The sequence below is a fragment of the Paraclostridium benzoelyticum genome, assembly GCF_001006285.1.
GTDB classification, from domain to species: Bacteria; Bacillota; Clostridia; order Peptostreptococcales; family Peptostreptococcaceae; genus Paraclostridium; species Paraclostridium benzoelyticum.
Window position 1 is genome coordinate 1 of sequence record NZ_LBBT01000219.1, and the last position, 25,691, is coordinate 25,691.

The 25,691-nt window shown below is 29.0% G+C and carries 16 protein-coding genes; all 16 read left to right on the top strand.

What is annotated here, in order from left to right:
* Positions 1-248: 248 nt before the first annotated feature.
* Positions 249-3,380 carry an alpha-mannosidase gene (locus tag VN21_RS10700; RefSeq protein ID WP_084822078.1) on the top strand — a complete coding sequence of 1,044 codons (3,132 nt, stop codon included), beginning with the start codon at positions 249-251 and terminating at the stop codon, positions 3,378-3,380.
* A 172-nt stretch (positions 3,381-3,552) separates the two neighbouring features.
* Positions 3,553-6,258, top strand: a complete 2,706-nt coding sequence (locus tag VN21_RS10705) for an alpha-mannosidase (RefSeq protein ID WP_046823265.1) — start codon at positions 3,553-3,555, stop codon at positions 6,256-6,258.
* Positions 6,259-6,330: 72 nt separating this feature from the next.
* Complete coding sequence (locus VN21_RS10710) at positions 6,331-6,936, top strand: YesL family protein (protein ID WP_046823266.1); 606 nt, start codon at positions 6,331-6,333, stop codon at positions 6,934-6,936.
* Between the two features lie 24 nt (positions 6,937-6,960).
* A complete protein-coding gene (locus tag VN21_RS10715) occupies positions 6,961-8,664 on the top strand; it encodes a sensor histidine kinase (protein WP_046823267.1) in 1,704 nt (567 codons plus the stop codon).
* Positions 8,657-10,138, top strand: a complete 1,482-nt coding sequence (locus tag VN21_RS10720) for a response regulator transcription factor (protein WP_046823268.1) — start codon at positions 8,657-8,659, stop codon at positions 10,136-10,138. Before VN21_RS10715 ends, VN21_RS10720 begins: the two co-directional genes overlap by 8 nt.
* Before the next feature lie 169 nt (positions 10,139-10,307).
* Positions 10,308-11,237, top strand: a complete 930-nt coding sequence (locus tag VN21_RS10725) for an ABC transporter permease (RefSeq protein WP_046823269.1) — start codon at positions 10,308-10,310, stop codon at positions 11,235-11,237.
* A 22-nt stretch (positions 11,238-11,259) separates the two neighbouring features.
* The gene (locus tag VN21_RS10730) at positions 11,260-12,210 is read left to right on the top strand and encodes a carbohydrate ABC transporter permease (RefSeq protein ID WP_226896700.1); all 951 of its coding nucleotides are present in this window, start codon (positions 11,260-11,262) and stop codon (positions 12,208-12,210) included.
* A gap of 32 nt (positions 12,211-12,242) precedes the next feature.
* Positions 12,243-13,703 carry an ABC transporter substrate-binding protein gene (locus VN21_RS10735; protein WP_046823270.1) on the top strand — a complete coding sequence of 487 codons (1,461 nt, stop codon included), beginning with the start codon at positions 12,243-12,245 and terminating at the stop codon, positions 13,701-13,703.
* A gap of 72 nt (positions 13,704-13,775) precedes the next feature.
* Positions 13,776-15,050, top strand: a complete 1,275-nt coding sequence (locus tag VN21_RS10740) for a glycoside hydrolase family 125 protein (RefSeq protein ID WP_046823271.1) — start codon at positions 13,776-13,778, stop codon at positions 15,048-15,050.
* Between the two features lie 18 nt (positions 15,051-15,068).
* The gene (locus VN21_RS10745) at positions 15,069-16,442 is read left to right on the top strand and encodes a glycoside hydrolase family 1 protein (RefSeq protein ID WP_046823272.1); all 1,374 of its coding nucleotides are present in this window, start codon (positions 15,069-15,071) and stop codon (positions 16,440-16,442) included.
* 161 nt (positions 16,443-16,603) lie between these two features.
* A complete protein-coding gene (locus VN21_RS10750; protein ID WP_046823273.1) occupies positions 16,604-17,485 on the top strand; it encodes an ROK family protein in 882 nt (293 codons plus the stop codon).
* A 30-nt stretch (positions 17,486-17,515) separates the two neighbouring features.
* Positions 17,516-20,518 carry an endo-beta-N-acetylglucosaminidase gene (locus tag VN21_RS10755; protein WP_052952043.1) on the top strand — a complete coding sequence of 1,001 codons (3,003 nt, stop codon included), beginning with the start codon at positions 17,516-17,518 and terminating at the stop codon, positions 20,516-20,518.
* Positions 20,519-20,575: 57 nt separating this feature from the next.
* Positions 20,576-22,945, top strand: a complete 2,370-nt coding sequence (locus VN21_RS10760) for a glycoside hydrolase family 31 protein (protein WP_046823274.1) — start codon at positions 20,576-20,578, stop codon at positions 22,943-22,945.
* A 96-nt stretch (positions 22,946-23,041) separates the two neighbouring features.
* Positions 23,042-23,560 carry a GNAT family N-acetyltransferase gene (locus VN21_RS10765; RefSeq protein ID WP_046823275.1) on the top strand — a complete coding sequence of 173 codons (519 nt, stop codon included), beginning with the start codon at positions 23,042-23,044 and terminating at the stop codon, positions 23,558-23,560.
* Between the two features lie 23 nt (positions 23,561-23,583).
* Entirely contained in the window at positions 23,584-24,555 is a 972-nt protein-coding gene (locus VN21_RS10770) for a DUF4003 family protein (RefSeq protein WP_052952044.1), read from the top strand.
* 192 nt (positions 24,556-24,747) lie between these two features.
* Positions 24,748-25,689 (top strand): 50S ribosomal protein L11 methyltransferase, encoded by a 942-nt coding sequence (gene prmA, locus VN21_RS10775; RefSeq protein WP_046823276.1) that lies wholly within the window; start codon positions 24,748-24,750, stop codon positions 25,687-25,689.
* Positions 25,690-25,691 lie beyond the last annotated feature (2 nt).

Genomic DNA, 25,691 nt, shown 5'->3' on the forward strand with positions numbered 1-25,691 from the left:
AATAATTTAAGAAAATGTTTTCAAAGTAGTGCTGTATATTAATTTTATATAAGAATAATGAATATAAACTTAAGTTTGTACACTTTTTACAATTGATAAAAATAAAGAACTAATTAACAAAAAATAAGCTAAAACTACACTTATATTATAAAAGCTATACTAAGTAAATATAGATGTTTATATCAAATTGACAGTGAAAACGTTTCTAAATATAATGAGACTATATTAGCGAAGGGGGAGAAAAAAGCATGAAAGATATGTTTTATACAATAGATAAGCTTAGAAATAGAATACATGAACTAGATGATTATAGATATAGAGATAAAGTAGAACTTGAATATTTTAACACAAAGTTAAATGGGGACAGAGATATAGCGCCTAATATTCCAACTGAGTATGATGGAGTTATAAAAACTGGGGAGACATGGAAAGGAAGAGATTTATACCTTTGGATGCAAAAGCAAGTTGATATACCATTAAACTGGGAGAAAAAAACTGTTGTTGGTATATTTGATTTTGGAGAAACTGGAGCTGGGAACAACTCTGGATTTGAATCGTTATTTTATCTAAATAATAAGCCTTACCAAGGGGTTGATAGCAATCACAAAGAAGTATTTTTACCGAAAGATATTAATGGAACTAGCGTGGAATTAATATTTAGACTATGGACTGGGCTTGAAGGAGGAGGAATTCCAAGAGAACAAGAACATCGTATAAATAGAGCTCAATTAGCGTGGTTAGATGAAAAAGTAGATGATTTGTTCTATAATGCAAGTGTAATTTTAGAAACTATAGGAGAACTAGATGAGTATTCTCCAGATAAAGTTCACTTAACAAAAATACTAAATAATGCATTTAAATTAATTGACTGGGCATATCCAGGTAATGAAGATTTTTATAATTCACTACATGAAGCCTCAGATTACTTAAATAAAGAAATAGATAAAATTGATAAACATTCAGTGGTTAATGTAACTTGCATTGGACACACTCATATAGATGTTGCTTGGCTTTGGAGATTAAAACATACTAGAGAGAAATGCGCAAGGTCATTTTCAACAGTATTAAGATTAATGGAAAGATATCCTGAGTACATATTTTTACAAACACAACCTCAGTTATATGAATATGTAAAAAATGATTACCCAGAATTATATGAAGCTATAAAACAAAAGGTTAAAGATGGTAACTGGGAAGTTGATGGTGGAATGTGGTTAGAAGCAGACTGTAATATACCATCAGGAGAATCTTTAGTAAGACAAATTTTAGTAGGTTCGAGATTCATAAAAGAAGAATTCAATAAAGATGTTGAATATTTATGGTTACCAGATGTTTTTGGATACTCATGGGCGTTACCTCAAATATTAAAAAAATCTGGAATAGATATGTTTATGACAACTAAGATAAGTTGGAATCAATATAATAGAATGCCGCATGATACATTTAAGTGGAGAGGAATAGATGGTTCAGAAATACTAACTCACTTTATAACAACTCCAGAACCATGGAGTCAACCTGGATCTTGGTTTTATACATACAATGGAAGACTTACACCTAAAACAGTAAAAGGGGTATGGGATGCATATACAGATAAAGGAATAACTAATGATTTATTAGTATCTTATGGTTTTGGAGACGGTGGCGGTGGAGTAAACCGTGAAATGTTAGAGTATAGAAAAAGATTAGATAAAATGCCAGGATTACCTAATGTAAAGACTGGAAAAGCTAGTGAATACTTTAGATGTTTAAAAGAAAAGGTAGAAAAAACTGACGAATATGTTCATACATGGGATGGAGAATTATACTTAGAATATCATAGAGGTACATATACAAGTCAGGCATACACTAAAATGATGAATAGAAAACTAGAACTTTTATATAGAGAAACAGAGTGGTTATCAACTGTAGCTTGCTTAACTAACAATGATTGGTCATTATATGCGAATAATGAAATAACTAAAGGATGGAAGACTATACTTAGAAACCAATTCCATGACATAATACCTGGTTCGTCTATAACGGAAGTTTATGAAGATGCAAAACAAGAGTATAAAGAAGCAGAAGACATCGCATTAGATATACAAAATAAACTTGAAGAAATATATATAAATAAAGATGAACATACTTGGACAATAGTAAATAACTCTAACTGGGACAGGACTGAATCTATAAATATAAAATGCGATGAAGATGGAAGTTTTTATGATGAAGATGGAAATAAACTAAAATATCAAAGAAATAAAGATGAATATACAGTAGAAATTAAAGATATTCCAGCACTTGGATATAAAAGAATAATATTAAAAGTAGATGATGTACAATATGATAACAACTCAGTATTCGAATACTGTGATGGTAAAATTTCAACTCCTAAATATGATATAGAGTGGAATGAATATGGACAATTAACATCTATATATGATAAAGAAAACAAAAGAGAAGTATTGGCTAAGGGTGAAAGAGGAAATGTTCTTCAAATGTTTGAAGACAAGCCAATGGCACATGAAGCGTGGGATATTGATATATTCTATCAAGAGAAGATGAGAGAAGTAAAAGATTTACAAAGCGTTGAATTAATAGAAGACGGAAATATAAAAGCTGTTATAAGATTTAAATATAAATATATGAACACAACAATAAGCCAAGACATGATAGTATACGCTAATAGTAGTAGAATAGATTTTAAAACAAATGTTGATTGGAGAGAGAAAAAGCAATTACTTAAGGTGGCATTTGTAGTAGATATAAGAAGTACTATGGCTACGTACGATGTTCAGTTTGGAAATGTAAAAAGACCAACTCACTGGAATACTAGTTGGGATAGAGCTAGATTTGAAAGTGTTGCACAACAATGGGTTGATTTATCTGAAAGAAATTATGGTGTAAGTTTATTAAATAATTGTAAATATGGCCATGACATAAAAGACAATGTAATGAGATTAACATTATTAAAATCAGCTACACACCCTGATCCAGTACAAGATCAAGGAGAACAAAACTTTACTTATTCACTATTACCTCATAGTGGAGACTTTATAGATGGAAACACAGTAAAGCATGCATATGAACTTAATCAACCGTTAAAATCTATAAAAGGAATGTTAAAGAGTGAGGTTAAAAAGCAATTATTTAAATTTAATGATGCAAATATATTAGTTGATGCTATAAAAAAAGCTGAAGATGAAGATATGATAATAATCCGTTTCCATGATTATTCAGGAAGTAGACAAAATGTAAGTATAGATAGTGATTATGAAATTACTGGATGGATGGAGACAAACTTAATGGAAAAACCAATAGAGAATTTAAGAAATGAAAACTCTATAAATGTTGTTGTAAATCCATATGAAATTAAAACACTTATGATAAAAATGAAGTAATCTAGCTTGAGCAGAGGCTTGTGATGTAGATAATTGTTTCCTTCACACAAAGCACTAAGAGCATGTGCTTTAAGTGTTTCGTCAACAATTATCTACATCACTTTGCTTTCTGACTTCAAGTAATTCACTACATTAAGGTGTGGTGGAGATAATTAGTATTGGGGGATTTTTTATGAAAAAGACTGCACATATAATATCTCATACTCATTGGGATAGAGAGTGGTATTTACCATATGAAACACATCATATGATGCTTATAAAAACTATGGATACTTTACTTGATACATTTGAGAAAGATCCAGAATTTAAATATTATCATTTAGATGGACAAACAGTTTTACTAGAAGATTATTTGGAAGTTAGACCTGATAGAAAAGAACTTTTAGAAAAGGTTATTAAAGAAGGAAGACTTAAAATTGGACCTTGGTATGTTCTTCAAGATGAGTTTTTAACAAGTAGCGAATCAAATATTAGAAATTTACAATATGGTCATAAAGATGCAAATAATTATGGAGTTGAAGCATGTAAAATAGGGTACTTCCCAGATTCTTTCGGGAACATGGGGCAAGCCCCTCAAATATTAAAGCAAGCAGGAATAGACGCTGCAGCTTTTGGAAGAGGTGTCAAACCAACTGGTTTTAACAATGAAGTAAGTGCTGATGATAAATTTGAGTCTCCATATTCTGAAATGTATTGGGAAAGTCCAGATGGATCTAAGGTATTAGGAATACTATTTGCTAACTGGTACTGTAATGGGATGGAAATACCTACTGATGAAAAAGAAGCTAAAAATTATTGGAGTAAGAGAATAGATGATGCTGGAAAATTTGCATCAACAAATAATTTGTTATTTTTAAATGGATGTGATCATCAACCTATTCAAACTGATTTATCAGAAGCTATCAAAATGGCTAAGAACATATATAGTGATATAGATTTTATACATTCTAACTTTGAAGATTATGTAAATGATTTAAAAAGTAATATAGATAAAGATTTACAAATTATAAAGGGAGAATTAAGAAGTCAGCAAACTGATGGATGGTACACACTTGCTAATACAGCCTCATCGAGAGTTTACTTAAAGCAATGGAACCAACTTTGTCAGACTTTATTTGAAAAAGTAGCTGAACCAATAGCAACTATGGCTAGCCAATATGGTTTTGAATACCCTCATCATTTATTTGAGTATGGATGGAAATCTTTAATGAAGAATCATCCTCACGACAGTATTTGTGGGTGTAGTGTAGATGAAGTTCATAGAGAAATGGTAGCTAGATTTGATAAAGCTAAGGATGTTGCTAAGTATATTGTAAATGAAAGTTTAACTTATATATCTAGTAAAATAAATACGCTGAAATTTAAAGATTTAGGAGAAAATGTATATCCATTTTTAGTTTTAAATACATCAGGGTATGATAGAAAAGGCTTAGTTAAAGTTGAGGTTGATATAGTAAGAAAGTATTTCAAAGAAGGACATCCAAATGAAATAGCAAAAGAAATGAGAAATATAAAGCTTCCTAAGTTTAAAGTAGTTGATATAAATGGAAATAAGATAGATTCAAATACAAACGATTTAGGAATAAAATTTGGATATGATTTGCCAGATGATAAATTTAGACAACCTTATTATTCAAGGCTAGTAAGTGTTGAGATTGAAACGAATAATATTAAGTCTTTTGGATGGGATACATATGCTTTAGTAGAGGATGACTCAAATAGCATTGAAAATAGTATTAATAGCTTAATAAATGAAAATATATTAGAAAATGAAAATATAAGAGTTGAAATAAATGAAAATGGAAGTATTAATATATTAGATAAAAATACTAGTAAAGCTTTCAAAGATTTATGTATATATGAAAATACAGGTGACATAGGTAATGAATATATTTATAAAATGCCAGAGGGTGAAACACCATTAACTACTAAGGAAATAAAAGCTAATATAAATATAAAAGAAGATTTACCATATAAGGCTGTTGTGGAAGTTATTCATAAGTGGGATATTCCCAAAAGTGCAGATTACTTGTTAGATAAAGAAATTGAAGAAGTATTAGAATTTAAGCATAGAAAGGCACAAAGAGTTAAAGAAACATTACAGATGGAAATAAAAACTACCTTAACTTTAGAAAAAAGTGCTAAGGGATTAAAGATTGAATCTGAATTTAACAATATCTGTAAAGATCATAGAATGAGGATGTTATTTAATGCAGATATAGAAAGTAATGTTCATTATGCAGAATCAATATTTGAGGTAGCAAAGAGGAATAATATTCCACATACATCTTGTGAAAATCCATGCAATTGCCAACATCAGCACACATTTGTAAATATACATGACGATAACTATGGACTTACAATTGCAAATAAAGGTTTAAATGAATATGAAATTTTGAATAATGGTAGAAATACAATTGCAGTTACATTATTAAGAAGTGTTAGGGAATTAGGTGATTGGGGAGTTTTTGAAACTCCAGAAGCTCAGTGTTTAGGAAATCATAAAGTAGAGCTTGAAATAATACCTCATGGTAAAGAAGTATTTGATTCTTATAAGGAAGCTCATTTATTCCAAATACCTATAATTTCTAAACAAATGTCTATACAAAGTGGAGAAATACCTCGTGCAAACGGTTTACTAAATGTAGAGGGGTATGGTATAATGTGGTCAACATTAAAAAGGGAATGTAAAAATGGAAATAATATATTAAGAGTATACAATTTAAACAAAGAAGAAACTATTTTGAATTTAAGTAGTTGTATTTTATTAGGGGATAAGTATAGAGCGAATATATTAGAAGATAAAATCCAAAAAATTACAGAAAATAAAATCCACTTAAGACAATCAGAAATAGTAACTGTAAGCATAGGGAAGTAAATTAACGTAAAAAGGTTATCTGATTGGATGACCTTTTTATTTTTTTAAATATTAATATTGAGGTGATATGTTATGAAAATGGAATCTGTTATATTTAATTTTTGCAGTTGGATATGGAAGTTTGCAGTACTAAATCTTTTTTGGTCTGTAGGAACTTTACTTGGAGGGGTTGTATTAGGGATAATGCCATCAACTGTTGCAACTTTTTATGTTTTAAGAAAATGGGTTCAAGGGGATTTAGAAATTAATATTTTTGAGTCATTTAAAGGAGCTTATAAAAAGGAGTTTTTAAACTCTAATAAGTGTGGAGCTGTATTTTTAGGTATATTTTTATTTTTAGCATTTGATTTGTGGATTTTATACCAAATAGATGCTATATATGCAACTGTAATTTATATATTAGTAAATGCAGCTTTGTTTTTTTCTGTTATTGCATTTATATACTTTTTCCCAACTTATGTACACTTTGAATTATCGACTAAGGATTATATAAAAAATTCATTTATGTTATCCATGGGAAGTCCAAAAGAGACTATTTTAATATTAATTGGAATAGCTCTACTTGCATACTTTGTAAAAAGTAGTCCTGGGTTATTAATATACTTTGCTATAGTTGTACCAGGGTATTGGGTGATGAATATTTTATATAAAAAGTTTTTAAAGCTTCAAAGGGCATAAAATTTACATGGGGAGAGGGGTAACTTGAAAAAACTATATAATTTATACACATCTAAAAACCTATTTAGTAAGATGCTACTTATATATTCAGCAATAACCATTGTATCTATTTGTTTACTATCTAATATATTTTTAAAGTATTATTTAGAGAGTGAACTACAAAACGAGTTAAACATACATTCAGAGATGATATTTAATATAGAAAAAAGATTCGAAGAACAAGATATAGTAAGTACCTCTCTTATAAATGGAATAAATACACAAAAAAAGATTACTGATGAAATTCAGATGTTAATAAACTCAACGTATGAAGATTATATAAGTTACAAATTAGATAAATTTTCAAGCACAAATGTAAAAGAAGCAGACTTAGACTATGTAGTAAAAACTATATTATCAGGTAGAAGTGATGCGTTAGCTATTATAATAAATGATAAAAATAAAGAATACGTAAGTGAGCTTGTTTTTAAACACAGTGATTGGTATAAGTTGAAAAATAAGTTAAAAAGCAAATATATTAGGAAAATAACTAAGCCTATAAAAAATATAGATTCTACTTATGTAATAGGGTATGTTGATATATATTTTGATTTGACAAATATAAATAACTTAATTGATGGATCAAATTTAAAAGGTAGACTTTTAATAGCAGATAATTCTAATGACATAATACTAGATTCTTATAGGGAAAAAAGCATATGGAATGTAGAAAAAGTTGAAGAAAAATATTTAGATAAGAATAGCAAATTGGCAAGTGTAAAACAAGATGTACAAACCAAGTATAAATATATTAGCGTAATAAAAAATGAAGATCTAGGAATTGGAAGCATGATTTTTAAAATATCTTTAATTTCATTGTTATGTATTGTACTAATACTTTTTATTACTTACCTTGTAATAAAAAATTTCTCTGATAAATTAAGTAATATGATGCAAGGGATAGAAAATATAAAAAGAGGAGATTTAAGTGTACGATTTAATGTTGAAAAAGAAGAAGATGAACTAGATATGATTGCAAGTGAAATTGATAGAATGTGTGAGAGTTTGCAAGAAAATATAGAGAAAACATATAAGTCTGAAGTAAAACAAAAAGAAGCGGAATTAAATGCACTTCAAGCTCAAATAAAACCACACTTTTTATACAATACATTAGAGGTTATTAGGATGTGTGCTTTAGCAAGTAAAAATAAAGAAGTTGCAAACATGATATATAATTTGGCTAGTATGTTCAAGTACTCTACATATAATAATGCATCAGATGTTAAATTGTCAGAAATGGTTAATTACTGCGAAATGTATTTGAATTTATGTTGTACAAGATATAAAGGAATAATTGATTATAAAGTAGAAATTGATGAAGAACTATTAGATTTTAAAGTTCCAAAATTTATATTACAACCAGTGATAGAAAACAGTATAAATCACGGTATGGCAAAAGATAGAAATGATAATTTCATATCTATAAAGGCAAACATGATTGAAGAAGATATAGAACTTATAGTTGAGGATAATGGAATTGGAATAAGTAGTGAAAGAATGAATGTGATTGAGGAAAACTTAAATCAAAATTTACAGAAGAAAAGCTCAATAGGATTAATGAATATAAACAGCAGGCTTAAAATTAGGTTTGGTGATAAATATGGAATACATATAGACAGCGAAGAAAATAGAGGTACTATAGTTAAAATTAAAATACCTATTTTAAAGGATGGAGTTAAAAATGTATAAGTTATATTTATTAGACGATGAACCATTTATTTTAGAAGGTCTTAAATATATTATAGATTGGGAAGAATATGGATTTGATGTAGTAGGAACTTCAAATAACGGAGAAGATGGATTTAATTTTATAAAAAATGAGGATGTAGATTTAATAATAACTGATATAATGATGCCCAAAATGACTGGGCTAGAACTAATTAGCAATTTGAAAAAAATTAATCATAATGCTAAGTTTATAGTACTAAGTGCATTTCAAGAATTTCAATATGCAAAAGAAGCTATTAGTATGGGGGCTGAAAACTACTTAACTAAACCTATAGATGAAGATGAATTGATACAGACTATAGAAGAAGTTAAGAAAAAAATTGAAAAAGTCAAGTTAGAAAAAGTGGATACAAAAATATTAAAAAATGATCTTATATTGAAATTAATATGTAATAAAAATAATGATGGAGTATTGGATAGATTAAGATTAGAAGGTGTAAATTTAAATTATAAAAACTTATGTGTAGTAATATTAGAATTTGCAGAAGGCGGTAATATAAATAATCTTATATTAAATCATATTGATAATTTAAATTATGAATACTGTGTAAATCTTCAAAATCAAATTTTAATTATAATGGATAAAGAATCTGCAAATAAAGATGTTTTAAGAAGTTTAAAAGATGATCTTAATAGCACAACAAATGAACAAATATATATAAGTAGAGGTAAGTACGTTGACTCAATAGAAAATTTAAATTGTAGTTATCAAAGTGCTAAGGATATTCATGAATATAAGTTGGTTTACCCAAATATATCTTGGATTAGAGAGTACAAAGAAAAGTCATATAATCTTGAAAATATAGATTATATAGATTTCGATCATTTAAAAAAGCTTATGTTAAATAAAGATAATAAAGAATCTTTAAATTACATTGAATCTATATTTAGTAAATTAAAAAAGGATGAGAATCTTACAGTAAAGCAAATTAAAACAAAGTCTATTGAAGTATTTTTAAATGTATATAATTATTTTAATGACTCTAAGATTATAAAAGGATTAGATTTATATCTTGAAAAAGTTATAAACTCGGTTAACTTAGATCAAATACAGATTGAGTTAAATAATATGATTAAGCATAGACAGTCAAAATTAGAAGAAACTGATGATAGTATAAGCCCTATAATATTAAAGCTCTTAAGAAATATAGAAAAAAATTATAGCAAAGATCTGAACTTAAAGGAAATAAGTGAAACCTATAATATAAATTCTATATATTTAGGGCAATTATTTCAAAAAGAAACAGGTATATTGTTTTCGGATTATCTGAATAATTTTAGGGTTAACAAAGCAAAAAATTTACTGGTAGAAACAAGTTTAAAAGCTGCAGAAATTGGAGAACTAGTAGGTTATGCAAATAAGAATTATTTTTATAGAAAGTTTAAAGATATAGTTGGAATTACACCTAGTGAATGGAGAAAAATAAACTTATAAAGAAATGCCTCTAATTAAGAGGCATTTTTTTACGCAACAGAAAGTGTATTTTTATAAAAATAGGAAAACGTATACATAAACTAAGGAAAGTGTAGCGAATCTAAAGATAGTAAACTTTAGAAAAGCTTTTCCTAATGATAAAATATAATTAGGAAAAGGGGTGACGCTGATGAAGAAATTCATGAAAGATTTATGGAAAAATAGAGCTTGGCTGTTGATGGTATTACCAGGAACTATATGGTTACTAGTATTCTCATACTTGCCTATGTTTGGGACAGTATTAGCGTTTAAAAATTATAAAATGCACCCAGGCGGATTTGTACAAAGTTTAATAAATAGTGAGTGGGTTGGATTTGATAACTTTAAATTTTTATTTACAAGTGGAGATGCATTTCGTATAACACGAAATACTATTTTGTATAACTTGGTGTTTATAGTGCTAGGACTTATATTTGCTGTATTTGTTGCTATAACATTAAGTGAAATAGCTAATAAAAAATTAGCTAAAATATATCAAACAGGGATGCTATTCCCACATTTCTTATCTTGGGTAATTGTAAGTTACTTTGTATTTAGTTTCTTAAGTACAGATAAAGGTATGGTTAACTCTATTTTATCTACATTTGGAGCAGAACCAGTATCTTGGTATAGTGAACCGAAACATTGGCCTTTCATACTAATATTTATGAATATATGGAAGGGTGTAGGATATGGAAGTATAGTTTACTTAGCTGCAATAGTAGGAATAGATAGAACATACTATGAAGCTGCTACTATAGATGGAGCTAGTAAATGGCAACAAATAAAGAATATAACAATACCTCTAATAGTACCACTTATGATTATACTTACGATAATGGCTATAGGTAGAATATTTAACTCAGATTTCGGATTATTCTACAATATACCGAGAAACTCAGCTGTATTATATCCAGTAACAGACGTTATAGACACATATATATATAAAGGTCTTATGAATATGGGTAACATTGGTATGAGTACAGCAGCTGGTTTATATCAAGCAGCAGTTGGATTTATATTAATAATGACAACTAATAAGTTAGTTAAAAAAGTAGATCCAGAATATGGTTTATTCTAAAAAAGAAAGGAGATAGGCAATCGTGGAAAGTGTAGTATCTAAAGAACAAGAAAAAAAGCCTAATCTTTTAGGGAAGAAAAAGAAGAAAGCATATAATGAAGGGTTTACAGGAATTACTAATATAATTTCAAATATTATACTAGCTATAATGGCTATAGCATGTATATTCCCATTTGTATTTGTAATAATAATATCTTTAACATCAGAACAATCATTATTACAAAATGGATATTCAATATTCCCAGAAGAGTGGAGCTTAGATGCTTATAAATATTTACTTACATCAGGTAAACAGTTAATGCATTCTTACTTAGTTACTATAGTAGTAACTGTTGTAGGAACAATAATAAATGTAAGTATGGTATCAACTTATGCTTATGCAATATCTAGACAAAACTTTAAATATAGAAAACAATTCACATTCTTAGTGTTTTTCACAATGTTATTTGGTGGAGGGATGGTTCCTTCATACATAGTAATGACTCAGGTGTTAGGTCTTAAAAATACTATATGGGCATTAATATTACCATTAGCATTTAATGCATTTAACATAATAGTTATGAAGACATTTTTCCAAAGGTCTGTTCCAGAATCTATAATAGAATCTGCAAGAATAGATGGAGCAAGTGAATTTAAAATATTTATAAAAATGGTTATACCTTTGGCGTTACCGGGTATCGCAACGATTGCGTTATTTAGTACATTAGCATATTGGAACGATTGGTTTAACGCGATGTTATATATAGATCATCAAAATTTAATACCACTTCAACATATGCTTATGAAAATAGAAAAAAACTTAGAGTTTATAAGACAAAATGCAATGTTAAGTGGGCAAGTGATGCAAAACTTACCACAAGAATCAGTTAGAATGGCTATGGTAGTTATATCTACATTGCCAATAGCATGTAGCTATCCATTCTTCCAAAAATACTTTATAAGTGGATTAACAGTTGGAGGAGTAAAAGAATAATAACTTACTAATAAAATTGGGGAGGAAGTAATATGAAATTTAAAAAGGTATCGAGCTTATTTTTAGCGGCGACTTTAGGGGCAACAATTCTTACGGGATGTAGTAGTTCAAATGATGATAAGGGTGCAGCAAAAGACTCAAATGGAAACACAGAATTAGTATGGTATATGATAGGAACTCCACAACCAGACCAAGCTAAGGTTATGGAAGAAGTTAATAAATATACAAAGGAAAAGATAGGTGTAACTATAGATTTAAGAATGGTAGACTGGGGAGATTATGGTCAAAAAATGCAAGTTATAACTTCATCAGGAGAGCCATATGATTTAGCATTTGCAAGTGATTATTCAATAAATGCACAAAAGGGAGCATACTTAGAAATAACAGATGAAATGTTAGATAAAAATGCTAAAGAATTAAAAGAGGCTATAAACCCATTATTCTTAGAAGGGGCATCTATAAACGGAAAATTATATGGAATACCTGCAAATAAAGAAGTTGGACAACAAATGGGATGGGCATATAATGTTGAAATGGCTAAGAAAGCTGGAGTAGATATGTCAAATGTTAAAACTCTAGAAGATTTAGGTCCAGTATTAGAAAAAGTTAAGGCTAAGAACCCAGACTTAAAAATGCCAATGGCGGCAGGAGCAAACTTCATGCCATACATGCCGTATGACTTATTATTAGGGGATAACTTACCATTTGCAATATCTTTAGAAGGAGATACAAGTAAAATTGTAAATCTATATGAACAAGAAGATGTAAAGAAAACTTTAAATACACTAAGAGATTTCTATAAAAAAGGATACATACATTCTCAAGCAGCAACAGATACTGATCCACATGAGATGAGTGTTCAAAACTGGTTCGTAAGAAAAGAACAATATGCACCAGGAGCTAAGGAAATGTGGTCATCTAATGCAGGGTACGAAATTGGATATACACCAATGCATGATCCTTTAACTATAAATAACTCAGTTACTGGATCTGTAATGTCAATATCTGCAACATCTCAACATCCAGATGAGGCTCTTAAGTTCTTAAACTTATTAAATACAGATGAGTATTTAAGAAACTTAATAGATAGAGGTATAGAGGGTGTACATTATAAGACAAATGAAGATAAGACTATAACTAAAACTGAAGAAGCTAAAGGATATAATATGCCATCTTGGGCTTTAGGAAATGTACTTATAACTAAATCATACGATACTGATCCAAAAGATAGAATCGAACAATATGAAGAGTTTAATAAGTCAGCGGTTGCTTCTCCAACATTAGGATTCTATGTAGATACCACAGAGATAAGCAATGAAGTAGCTAATATATCAAACATAGTTCAAGAATTTAAATCGCCATTATTTACAGGATCTGTAGATACAGATAAGTATTTAAATGAGTTAAACAAAAAGTTAGATGCAGCGGGAATAGATAAAGTTATGGAAAACATACAAGCTCAATATGATAAATGGATGGCAGATAAAAAATAATAAAATTATATTTAAATTATATAAAGAGGCTATCAATATGGTAGCCTCTTATGTAAATTATGGGAGGAAATTATGTACAGTTCAATAGATAAGCTAATAATAACAGTTAAGGAAAAATTTAAAGATGATAAAAAAATAGCAGAGATGTTTGAAAAGTGTATCTTAAACACTATAAACACTACTGTTAAGAGAATGGAAGATGATACTACATATGTACTGACTGGGGACATACCAGCTATGTGGCTTAGAGACTCTGTTTGTCAAATTAGACCATATTTAGTTTTAGCTAATGAAGATAAAGAAATAGCAGATATGATAGAGGGGTTAGTAGAAAGACAATTTAGATATATATTAATAGACCCATATGCAAATGCATTTAATGAAAGTGCAAATAAGGCGGGGCATCAAACTGATTTAACAGATATGAAACCAGAAGTTTGGGAAAGAAAGTATGAAATAGATTCTTTATGTTTTCCTATACAGTTGAGTTACTTATTATATAAAAATACAGGTAGAACTTCTCAGTTTAATGAAACATTTGTAAAGGCTGCAAATTCAATAATAGAATTATGGAAAGTTGAGCAAAACCACGAAGAAAAGTCACCGTATTTATTTGAAAGATTAGATTGTAGACAACTAGATACTCTAGCAAGAAGTGGAAAAGGACCAGTTCATAAACAAATTGGAATGACTTGGTGCGGATTTAGACCAAGTGATGATGCTTGTACATATAGCTATCTAGTTCCATCTAATATGTTTGCGGTAGTGGTATTAGGCTATATAAACGAAATAGCGATGAATATAATAAATGATGATGTATTAGCTAAAAAAGCTGAGATGTTAAGAAATGAAATAAATGAAGGAATAGAAAAATATGCAGTTTATAATCACCCAAGATGTGGAGAAATATACGCTTATGAAGTTGATGGGTTAGGAAATTACAATTTAATGGATGATGCAAATTTACCAAGTTTACTAGCAATACCTTATTTAGGATATGCTGATTTAAATGATGAAAGGTACATAAATACAAGAAAATTTATACTTAGCACTGAAAATTCAGAGTTTCATATAGGAAAATATGCTAGTGGAGTCGGAAGTCCACATACTCCAGAAGGATATATATGGCATATATCTCTTGCAATGCAAGGATTAACTACAGATGATGAAAACAAAAAAAGAGAATTAATAGAAATAATGAAAAATACTGATGCAGGGACTTACTTAATGCATGAAGGGTTTAATCCAAATGACCCAAATATGTTTACTAGAGATTGGTTCTCTTGGGCTAATATGATGTTTTGTGAATTAGTTCTAGACTACTGTGGGATAAAAGTAAAAAAATAATTTATATGGAGGTCTACTATGGATTATGTATTTCCGAAGGATTTTTGGTGGGGGAGTGCTTCTTCTGCAACTCAGATGGAAGGTGCATTTGATATTGAAGGAAAAGAAAAAAATATATGGGACTATTGGTTTGAGATAGCACCAGAGAAATTTCATAATGAAATAGGACCAAGCAATACTAGCCAATTTTATTATAAATATAAAGAAGATATAAAATTAATGAAAGAGTTAGGACATAATTCATTTAGATTTTCAATAAGCTGGTCTAGACTTATAAAATCAGATGGAAGTATAAATGAAATAGCTGTAGATTTTTACAATGATGTAATTAATACTCTTTTAGAAAATGAGATAGAACCTTTTATAAATTTATTTCATTTTGATATGCCGATGTATTTACAAGAACTAGGAGGATGGGAAAATCGTGATGTTGTAAATAGATATCAAAACTTTGCAAAGCTATGTTTTGAATTATTTGGAGATAGGGTTAAAAATTGGTTTACTCATAATGAGCCGATAGTACCTGTAGAATGTGGATACCTAGGTGAATACCACTATCCAGCTGTAGTGGATTTTAAGAGAGCTGTGCAAGTTGGATACCATATAATGCTATCAAGTGCTTTAGCTATTATGGAGTATAAAAAATTAAATCTAGAAGGGCAAATAGGGATAATAATAAACTTAACTCCTTCATACCCGAGAAGCAATTCAAAAGAAGATTTAAACGCATCTAATATTGCAGATTTAATATTAAATAGATCGTTTTTAGATCCATCTGTACATGGAGAGTTTCCTAATGAGTTAGTAGAATTTTTAAAAAGTCATGATTTAATTCCTGTTTATAAAAATGAGGATTTAGAAATTATAAAAAATAACACTGTGGATTTATTAGGTGTTAATTATTATCAGCCTAGAAGAGTGAAGGCAAAGGAAAGTGCAAAAGGAGATATACTAACACCAGAGAGCTTTTTCGATTTCTATGATATGCCAGGTAAAAAAATTAATCCTCATAGAGGATGGGAAATTTATGAAAAAGGTATTTATGATTTAGCTATTAACATAAGAGACAATTACAATAATATACCTTTTTATATATCTGAAAATGGCATGGGGGTAGAAGGTGAAGAAAAGTTTAAAGTAAATGGACAAATAAATGATGACTATCGCATCGAGTTTATAAAAGAGCACTTAAAATATGTTCATAAGGCTATTGAAGAAGGATGTAATGTTAGAGGATATCATTTATGGACATTTATGGACAACTGGTCTTGGTTAAACTCATATAAAAATAGATATGGATTTGTGGAAGTTAATATAAATGATGAATATAAAAGAACTCCTAAGAAGAGTGCTTATTGGTTTAAAAAATTGATTGAGAATAATGGATTTTAAATTTTACATATAGACTTATCGTAGTATTATTGGCTATTTCCTTCACACGAAGTGCAAAAGGCGCACTTTGAGTGTTTCGTCAATAGCCAATAATACTACTTTGAAAATTAATAATGGAAAAATTTAAAAATGCATTATTTCTTGTGGAGGGGGATTTGAGGATGAAGTATGTTGTTTTTGATATAGGTGGAACTAATATTAAATATAGTTTGATGAATAAAGATGGTGAAATGTTAGATTCTAATTTAGTTCCTACACCTCATCAAGGAGAAGGAAAAACTTTGGAACTTTTAGTTGATATTATAAAAAATTATCAATTAGAAAATGAAATTGATGGAGTTGCTATGAGTGTACCTGGGGGAATAGATGATGATGGATATATACATTTCATGGGATCTGTATTTGATTTACAAGATCTGTATTTAAATAAATATATAAAGAAGCATACAGGACTTGAATGTGTATACGATAATGATGTTAATTGTGTTGCTATGGCTGAAAAGTATAAAGGTAATGCGATGGATAATAAAAACTTTGTATGCATAACGATAGGAACTGGAATTGGTGGAGGTGTGTTTATCAACAACCAACTATATAGAGGACATAGAGGTATGGCTGGAGAGTTTGGAATAAATATATTAGAACACAGAAGGTCGGAACTTCAAAGTTTAAACTATAAAACATTTAGTAGGCTCGGATCTACCTATAATTTGATTGATAGAGTTAATAAACTAAAAAAATTAAATTTAGATGGGAAAAAAGTATTTGAGCTAGCTGAAAGTGGAGATTTAGAAGTTCAAAAGGAAATAGAAGAGTTTTACTTTAGTTTAGCTGTAGGAATTTACAACATTGCTTACAGTTTCGCTCCAGAGAAGATTTTAATTGGAGGAGGAGTAAGTGTGAGGTCGGATTTAATAGAAAATGTTAAAAGAAACTTAGAATTATTAAATCCAGAAGTGATTGATATGGTAGATATTGATGTTTGTAAATTTCAAAATGACTCAGGTAAAATAGGAGCACTTTATAAATATTTAAATAGGTAGTAAATATTTTATAAATGGAAGGGGATCTACATGAAATATAAAAAGACTATTACATCAACTATTGTAGCGTTAAGTTTATTTGGATCAACACCTATAATAGGACATGCGCTTCTTGAATCAGATCAGAAAATTCAAGAAGAGACAGGGCAGCCATTTTCATCATATTGGTATCCAAAAGAACTTTTAGCATGGAGTCCAAATAATGACAAAGATGCTAAGTTTAACATTGGAACAGTTCCACTACAAGCAAGGACAAAAGGAGATGTTGTTAAAAATTCACAAAATGATGAAGTCAAGGTTATATCATTAGCTATAGCCAATAAAACAACCAGCTCTACTCCATCTCAAGGTAAAACTGAATTTGAAGGATACAATTTTAGCTACTGGCAATATATTGATACATTAGTGGCCTGGGGAGGGTCAGCAGGTGAAGGACTAATAGTTCCACCGAGTGCAGATATAATAGATTCAGCACATACAAATGGGGTTCCGGTTTTAGGTACTGTATTTTTCCCCCCAGAAGATTATGGAGGAAAATTCGAATGGATGCATGAATTTTTAGTTAAAGATAAAGATGGAAGTTTTCCAATGGCACATAAATTAGTAGAAGTGGCACAATATTATAATTTTGATGGATGGTTTATAAATCAAGAAACTGGAAATAGGGGAGCAGATTATATAAATCCAGAACTTGCAGACTTAATGAAAGAGTTTTTAGAATATTTACAAAAGATAAAGCCAAAAAATATGGAAATCGTATGGTATGATTCTATGATTGATGATGGTAGAGTATTTTGGCAAAATAGGTTAAATCAATATAATCAGAATTTTTTAGGTGAAAAGGGAAAAGAGTTATCTGATAGTATGTTTTTAAATTTTTGGTGGACTGAGGATAGATATTCAGTAGTAGATCCAAATAATGATGATAATAGACTTATATATAATGTAACAGGGAATGAGCTTAAAGAGTCTGGAGATTTAGCAAAAAAAATGGGAAGAGATAAATACGATTTGTATGCAGGGGTTGATGTTCAAGCTAATGGATATAATACGCCTATAAAATGGAATTACTTATTCCCTAAAAATCAAGAAGCTAACACCTCTTTAGGATTATACTGTCCATCTTGGACTTATGATTCATCAAAAACAGTAGATGAATTTTTACAAAAAGAAAGTAGGTTTTGGGTTAATGAAAAAGGAGATCCAAGAAGTCAGAGTAGTGAAGACTGGAAAGGTATTTCTAATAACATAGTTGAGAAAAGCCCAATAACACAGTTACCATTTGTAACTAACTTCTCTATGGGTAATGGTGAATTTTTCAATGTCGATGGATTACAGGTATCAGAAAAGGACTGGAATCATAGAGGAATGATGGATATACTTCCTACGTACAGATGGATAATTGATAACAATAAAAATAATTTAACTGCTAATATTGATTATAAAAATGCTTATTATGGAGGCAATTCGATAGGTATAAATGGAAGTTTAGCAAATGGAGGAACAACTAAGGTCAAATTATTTGCAACTGATTTAGAGCTAACTAATAACAGTGAGGTTAGTATAAAGTACAAAGAAAGTGGAGGAAAGTCTAATATTAAATTAGAATTTGAACTAGATAATGGTGAGCATAAAATAATTAACTTAGAATCTAAACAAAGTGGGGAATGGATAGATGCAAAAGCATCTCTAAGTCAATTCGAAAAGTCAAAAATAAAAGAAATTTCTTTAATTATAGAAGGAAAAGAATCGTCTAGTTCATATCATTTAAATTTAGGGCAGGTAGCTATAAATAACAAAAATACTAAAGACAAAGTGTCTAAGATAAAAAATTTAAAAGTGGAAGAGTTTAAAGTAATAGATAATTATTATGGTAATGCAAGGCTAACTTGGGATAAATCAAAAAAGAATATTAGCCATTATGAAATATATTTAGAGCATAGTGATGGGCATAGAGAACTAGTAGGGTCTACACCAACCAATGCTTTTTATGTAAAAGATATTGAGAGAGACCTTCAATTAGATTCTAAATCTAATTTTATAGTTAAACCTATAAGTAATTTGTTTAAAAGTGAAGAAAAAAATGAAGCTAAAATTACTGTGAAATGGCCAGATCTAGAAGCTCCAAAAGCTGACTTTGAAGTTAGCTCACCGATAGTTTTACCTGGGGAGTCTGTGAATTTTAAAGATAAATCTTTAGCAGGAGAAACTGTTAAGTGGAAAATAGAAGGACTAAATAAAAATGAAGAAGTAACAGGAAATGAAGTGAGTATAAAGTTTGATAAACCAGGAGTTTACTCTGTAACACAGATAGTATCAAATCCAGCGGGAGATACTGTAAATAAAAAAGATGATTATATAGTTGTAAGTAGCCAAGCTAAAGATGGATTAAAGAATTTAGCTTTAAACAAAGAAGCAATTGCAAATGCAAAAACTAATGAAAATGAAGATGCTAAGTTTGCATTTGATGGTAAATTAAATAGTAAATGGTGTGCACTTGGAGAAAGTGGAAACTATATACAAGTTGACTTAGGGAAAGAAAATATTATAAAACAATTAAGAATTAGTCATGCTGAAGCAGGTGGAGAAGCTAAAAGTATGAATACATCTCAGTATAATATAGAAGTTAGTAATGATGGTCAAAGTTGGAGAAAAATAAAAGATGTTTCAAATAACTCAAGTTCAATATCTAATGATGACTTAAACTATGAATTAGCTAGGTACATAAAAGTTAATATAAATAAATCAGAACAAGGCTCTGGTGGAGCAACTAGGATTTACGAAATAGAAGCTTTGGGGTTAGATACTAATAAAATAACTGTTATAGATAATAAAGAAACTTTAATTAACTTTATTAACAAAGTCAATGAATTAGAATATTTATATAAAGATTTAGGAACAAATGATGAAAATTTTGAAAAAATACTACACAGAGCTAAACAAATTATAGAAATAGTTGAAGTTGATAAAGAAGAAATATTAAAAGTAGAAAATGATTTAGAAGACGCTTTTAATGAAATAAAGAGTATATAAAATGAAATTGCAAGCTGATGTAAAACACATCAGCTTGTAGAATATAAAGGAGAAAAAATGTTTGGTAAAATATTAGATTACAATATAAGAAACAATATTATAAATATACAATATGAAAAAATAGAAACAAGGGTAAGTATAGTAAATTCTAATATAATAAATTTTTTCGCACCGATATTTAGAAAAAAGCAAGCTTCATATGCTATAGAAAATTTAAAATTTGAAGATTGTGACTTTGAAGTGGTTGAGATAAATGACTACATACAAATCAAGACAAGTGAACTGACTGTAAACATATATGATGAATTTAAGATAGATATATATAATAAACTAGGAGAATTACTATGTGAGGATTATAGAGGCAAAAGAGAGCCGTTTATAAAAAACTGTGCAGGAAGATTAGACATAGCAATTCAAGAAGGACATAAACCTAATGAGCATATGGACTTTAAAGTGTTTATGCCAAAGAAGCTAGAGGATGATATGTATTTTTATGGATTTGGAGAAAAAACAGGGCATTTAAATAAAAAGAACTGCCATTATTTAAATTGGAATACAGATGATCCAAGCCCACATGGAGAAACTTATGAGAAACTATATAAATCTATACCATTTTTTATAAATCTTAGAAAAGAAAATGCTTTTGGTATTTTCTTTGATAATACATTTGAAACTCATTTTGATCTAGGTAAGGAAAATTCAAAATATTACTATTTTGCAGCTATAGATGGAAATATAGATTACTATTTTATATATGGACCATCGGTAAAAAATGTATTAAAAGGATATACTTACTTAACTGGAACTACACCGCTTCCTCAAATGTGGACGTTAGGATATCAGCAATGTAGATGGGCTTATTGTCCAGAAGAAAATGTTATGGAAATTTCAAAAAAATTTAGAGAAAAAGAAATTCCATGTGATTGCATATATTTGGATATAGAGTACATGAATGGATTTAGAGTATTTACATGGGACGATAAAAAATTCCCAAATCCTAAGAGAATGATAAAAAAACTAAATGAAGATGGATTTAAGCTAGTCACAATTATAGACCCAGGAGTAAAAGTTGATAAAGATTATAAAATTTTTAATGAAGGACTTAAAAAAGGGTATTTTGCAACAAATAAAGATGGAATTGTACATACAGGATGGGTTTGGCCAGGACACTCTGTTTTCCCAGATTTTATAAATAAAGAAGTTAGAAATTGGTGGGCAGAAAATCAAAAAAATTTAACAGATATAGGGGTTTCTGGAATTTGGAATGATATGAATGAACCTGCAAATTTAGGGGTTGAATTGCCTTTAGATTTAAAGTTTAACAATGATGGAGAAATTGTAGAACATAAAGAAGTTCATAATGTGTATGGGCATATGATGGATAAAGCTACTTATGAAGGAATCAAAAAAAGTACAAATAAGAGACCATTTGTAGTTACTAGAGCATGTTATGCAGGGACTCAAAAGTACTCAACTGCATGGACTGGAGATAACCAAAGTACATGGGAACATTTAAGGATGAGCGTACCTATGCTTATGAATTTAGGGATTAGTGGTATGGCATTTTGTGGAACAGATGTAGGCGGATTTGGATATGATACTACTCCAGAGCTTTTAAGTAGATGGGTACAAGTTGGAACATTTACACCATTATTTAGAAATCACACAACTATATACTCTAGAGATCAAGAGCCTTGGGCATTTGATAAGACTACAGGAGAGATAAATAAAAAATATATCAAATTAAGATATAAATTAATTCCATATATCTATGATTTATTTAAAGAGTGTGAAGACAATGGACTTCCTATTATAAGACCTTTGCTACTTCATTATCAAAATGATATTGATACATATGAAATAAACGACCAATTCATGTTTGGTGAAAAAATTATGGTAGCTCCAATTTTAGAACAAGGTAAAAAAGCTAGAATGGTATATTTACCTAAAGGAAGCAATTGGGTTGATTATTGGAATAAAAAGAAACTTAAAGGAGGGCAATATATAATAAAAGAAACTCCTTTAGATGTGTGTCCTATATATATCAAGGAAGGCTCTATAATACCAAATTATCCAAGTATAAACTATATAGGAGAAAAGGAAATTGATGAACTCACTTTAGATATATATCCATACGAAAGTAATTTCAAGTATACTCACTATCAAGATAATGGGGAAGATTTTAAATACAAAGATGGAGAATATAACTTATATGAGTTTTGTATAAATTCAGGTGAGAATATAGAATTTAAAAGTTCAGTTTTAAATAATGGGTATGAAAATACTTATAAAAGTTTAAAACTTATATTTAACGGAATAAAAGCTGAAAATGTATATCAAGGAGATAAAAGCATAGACTTTAAAATTTTAAATGAAAATACTATTATAAAGGCTAAAAATTTAGATTTTAGCATAAAAATAATATAACAAATAAAGAGGTAATGAAAAATTACCTCTTATTTATTACATGATTAAATAAAGTATATTACAATTAATATTATAATAGTAAGGAGGTGAGAAAGATTGGAATTAACGATAAGACCAGTTGAAGTTGAAGATTCAAAAGATATAAATGAAATAAGACGAATGAAGGGCGTTATGGAAAATATGCTAGCAATAAGTAGCGAAAGGTTAGATAGAACAAAGAGGCATACTGAGAGCCTAGATTTAAATACACATATTCTCGTAGCTGAATTGAAAGAAAGTGAAAATAAAAAAGTAGTTGGAATTGTATCTTTGAACGTGAACTCATCGCCGAGATTAAGACATAGTGGTAGTTTAGGAATAAGTGTACACGCAGAGTATCAAAGTATGGGAATAGGAAAAAAATTAATGGAAGCGATATTAGATTTAGCAGATAATTGGCTTATGTTAACAAGAATTGAATTGGGTGTATACCCAGATAATAATAAAGCTATAAATATGTATGGAAATTTTGGATTTAAAAAAGAAGGTATAAAAAAATACGCAGCTATAAAAAATGGAATTTATGTAGATGAAATTATAATGGGTAGATATAATGAGAAAATAATTAAAAATTAAATTAAAAAGTGTAGAGGTGATTTATGGAAAAAAGGTTAGACCTTTTGATAGACAACTATGAGTCATTGAAAAAAGTGAATGCATCATCTTGGATGGGCTTAATAATACATGGATGTGCACTTGAGTATACACTAAAAGATAAAAAAATAAATACAAATCTAGTAAACGAGAGTATGGAAATTATAAGAGAAAACACCTCTATATTCTCTGACTTTAGAGGTAAAAGTTCAATAAACACGGCAATAATACTATCATTTCAAGCAAATCCCAAGTCTAGCTTCGATGAAATTTTAAATATCCATAAAAAGTTGAAATTAAATAAATTTTGCTCAGGAGATTGTTTAGCACTAGTATCAAATGTAATATTTGAAAATAAGAATAAAATAAATATAGATGAGTGTATAGAAAAAATGAGATATGTATACAAATCTATGATACAAAATCATCCATTTTCAATAGGTGTAGAAGAATACATGATAACATGTATAATTGCAATAAGCGCAAGGGACATTGAAGAGGAATTGAATAATATGGAAATAGCATATGAGTATTTAATGAAAAATGGGTTTCATAATCGTAGAACTCTTCAAAGTTTATCGCATGTTCTTTCTTTTAACAAAAACAAGGAAACACTTAATAGATGTATAGAAATAAAAAAGGAATTAGAAAAAAATAAATGTAAGATTCATGAGTTTGGATATCCGCTAATAGGAGTTATGGCTCTTATAGATATAAAAGATGTAAAACATTTAATAGAAAAAATTAAATATATATCAGATACTTTAAAAGAGCATCAAGGGTATGGAAACTTTATTTTAGGAGAAAGATACAGAAACATGATTAGTGCAGTTATTGCATTATCTAAATATATTGATGATATAGAAATTAATAGTATAATAATGGATAAAATTATATCAAATATTAATCAAGCCATGAACATAGCGACAAATGCAGCTACAACAAGTTCCATAGTTATATACAATTCATCTACATAGCTATAAAAATAAGAAAATAAACTTAAGAGAAACAATACTTAGGTTTATTTTCTTATTTTTATGAATTTATTTTAAAACTTATAAAAGTATAAATGTGTTTTAAAGTATAAAAGATTATTTTAAAAGACAATAATAAATATGATATAATAAAGTTTACGAAAAACAGGAATTTTAAAAGGAGCGTGTACATAAATGAAATGGGCAGAAATAACTATTAAGACAACAACTGAAGCAGTTGAAGCTATAACAAATATATTATATGAACAAAATGTAGGTGGAGTATCTATAGAAGATCCTAAAGATTTTAAATTCCAAAAGAAACATGAATATGATTGGGATTTTGTTGAAGAAGAAATTTTTAATAGCGGGTATGATGGAGTTATAATAAAAACTTATATAACAGAAGAAAGAGATGTATCTGACGATATAAAATTAATAAAAGAAAAAATAGATGGACTTAAAGAATTCGGAATAGATGTAGGAGAAGCTATAGTTGAACTTTCTCAAGTAGATGAAGAAGATTGGGCAAATGAATGGAAAAACTACTACAAGCCAACTAAAATAGGTGAGAAAATAGTAGTAAAGCCAACTTGGGAAGATTATGAAGCTAAAGATACTGATTTAATAATAGAATTAGATCCAGGAATGGCATTTGGAACGGGTACACATGAAACTACAAGTATGTGTATAAGAGAATTAGAAAAGTATGTTAAACCAGAATCTAAAGTTTTTGATATAGGTTGTGGAAGTGGAATACTTTCAATAGCAGCAGCAAAATTAGGAGCTAAAGATGTATTAGCTGTTGATTTAGATGAAGTTGCTGTAAAAGTTTCAAAAGAAAATATAGAGTTAAACAAAGTAGAAGGTAGTGTTAATGCACTTCACGGAAACTTAATGGAAGTTGTAAAGGATAAAGCGGATATAGTTGTAGCAAATATAATAGCGGATATAATAAAAATACTAGCAAAAGATATAAAGCAATTTATGAAAGATGATGCTGTATTTATATCTTCAGGAATAATACATGCTAAAGTAGATGAAGTTAAAGAAGCTTTAACTCAAAATGGACTTGAAATAGTACATGTAGAGTCTTTAGGTGAGTGGAACGCTATAGTATCTAAAATAGCAAAGTAGGT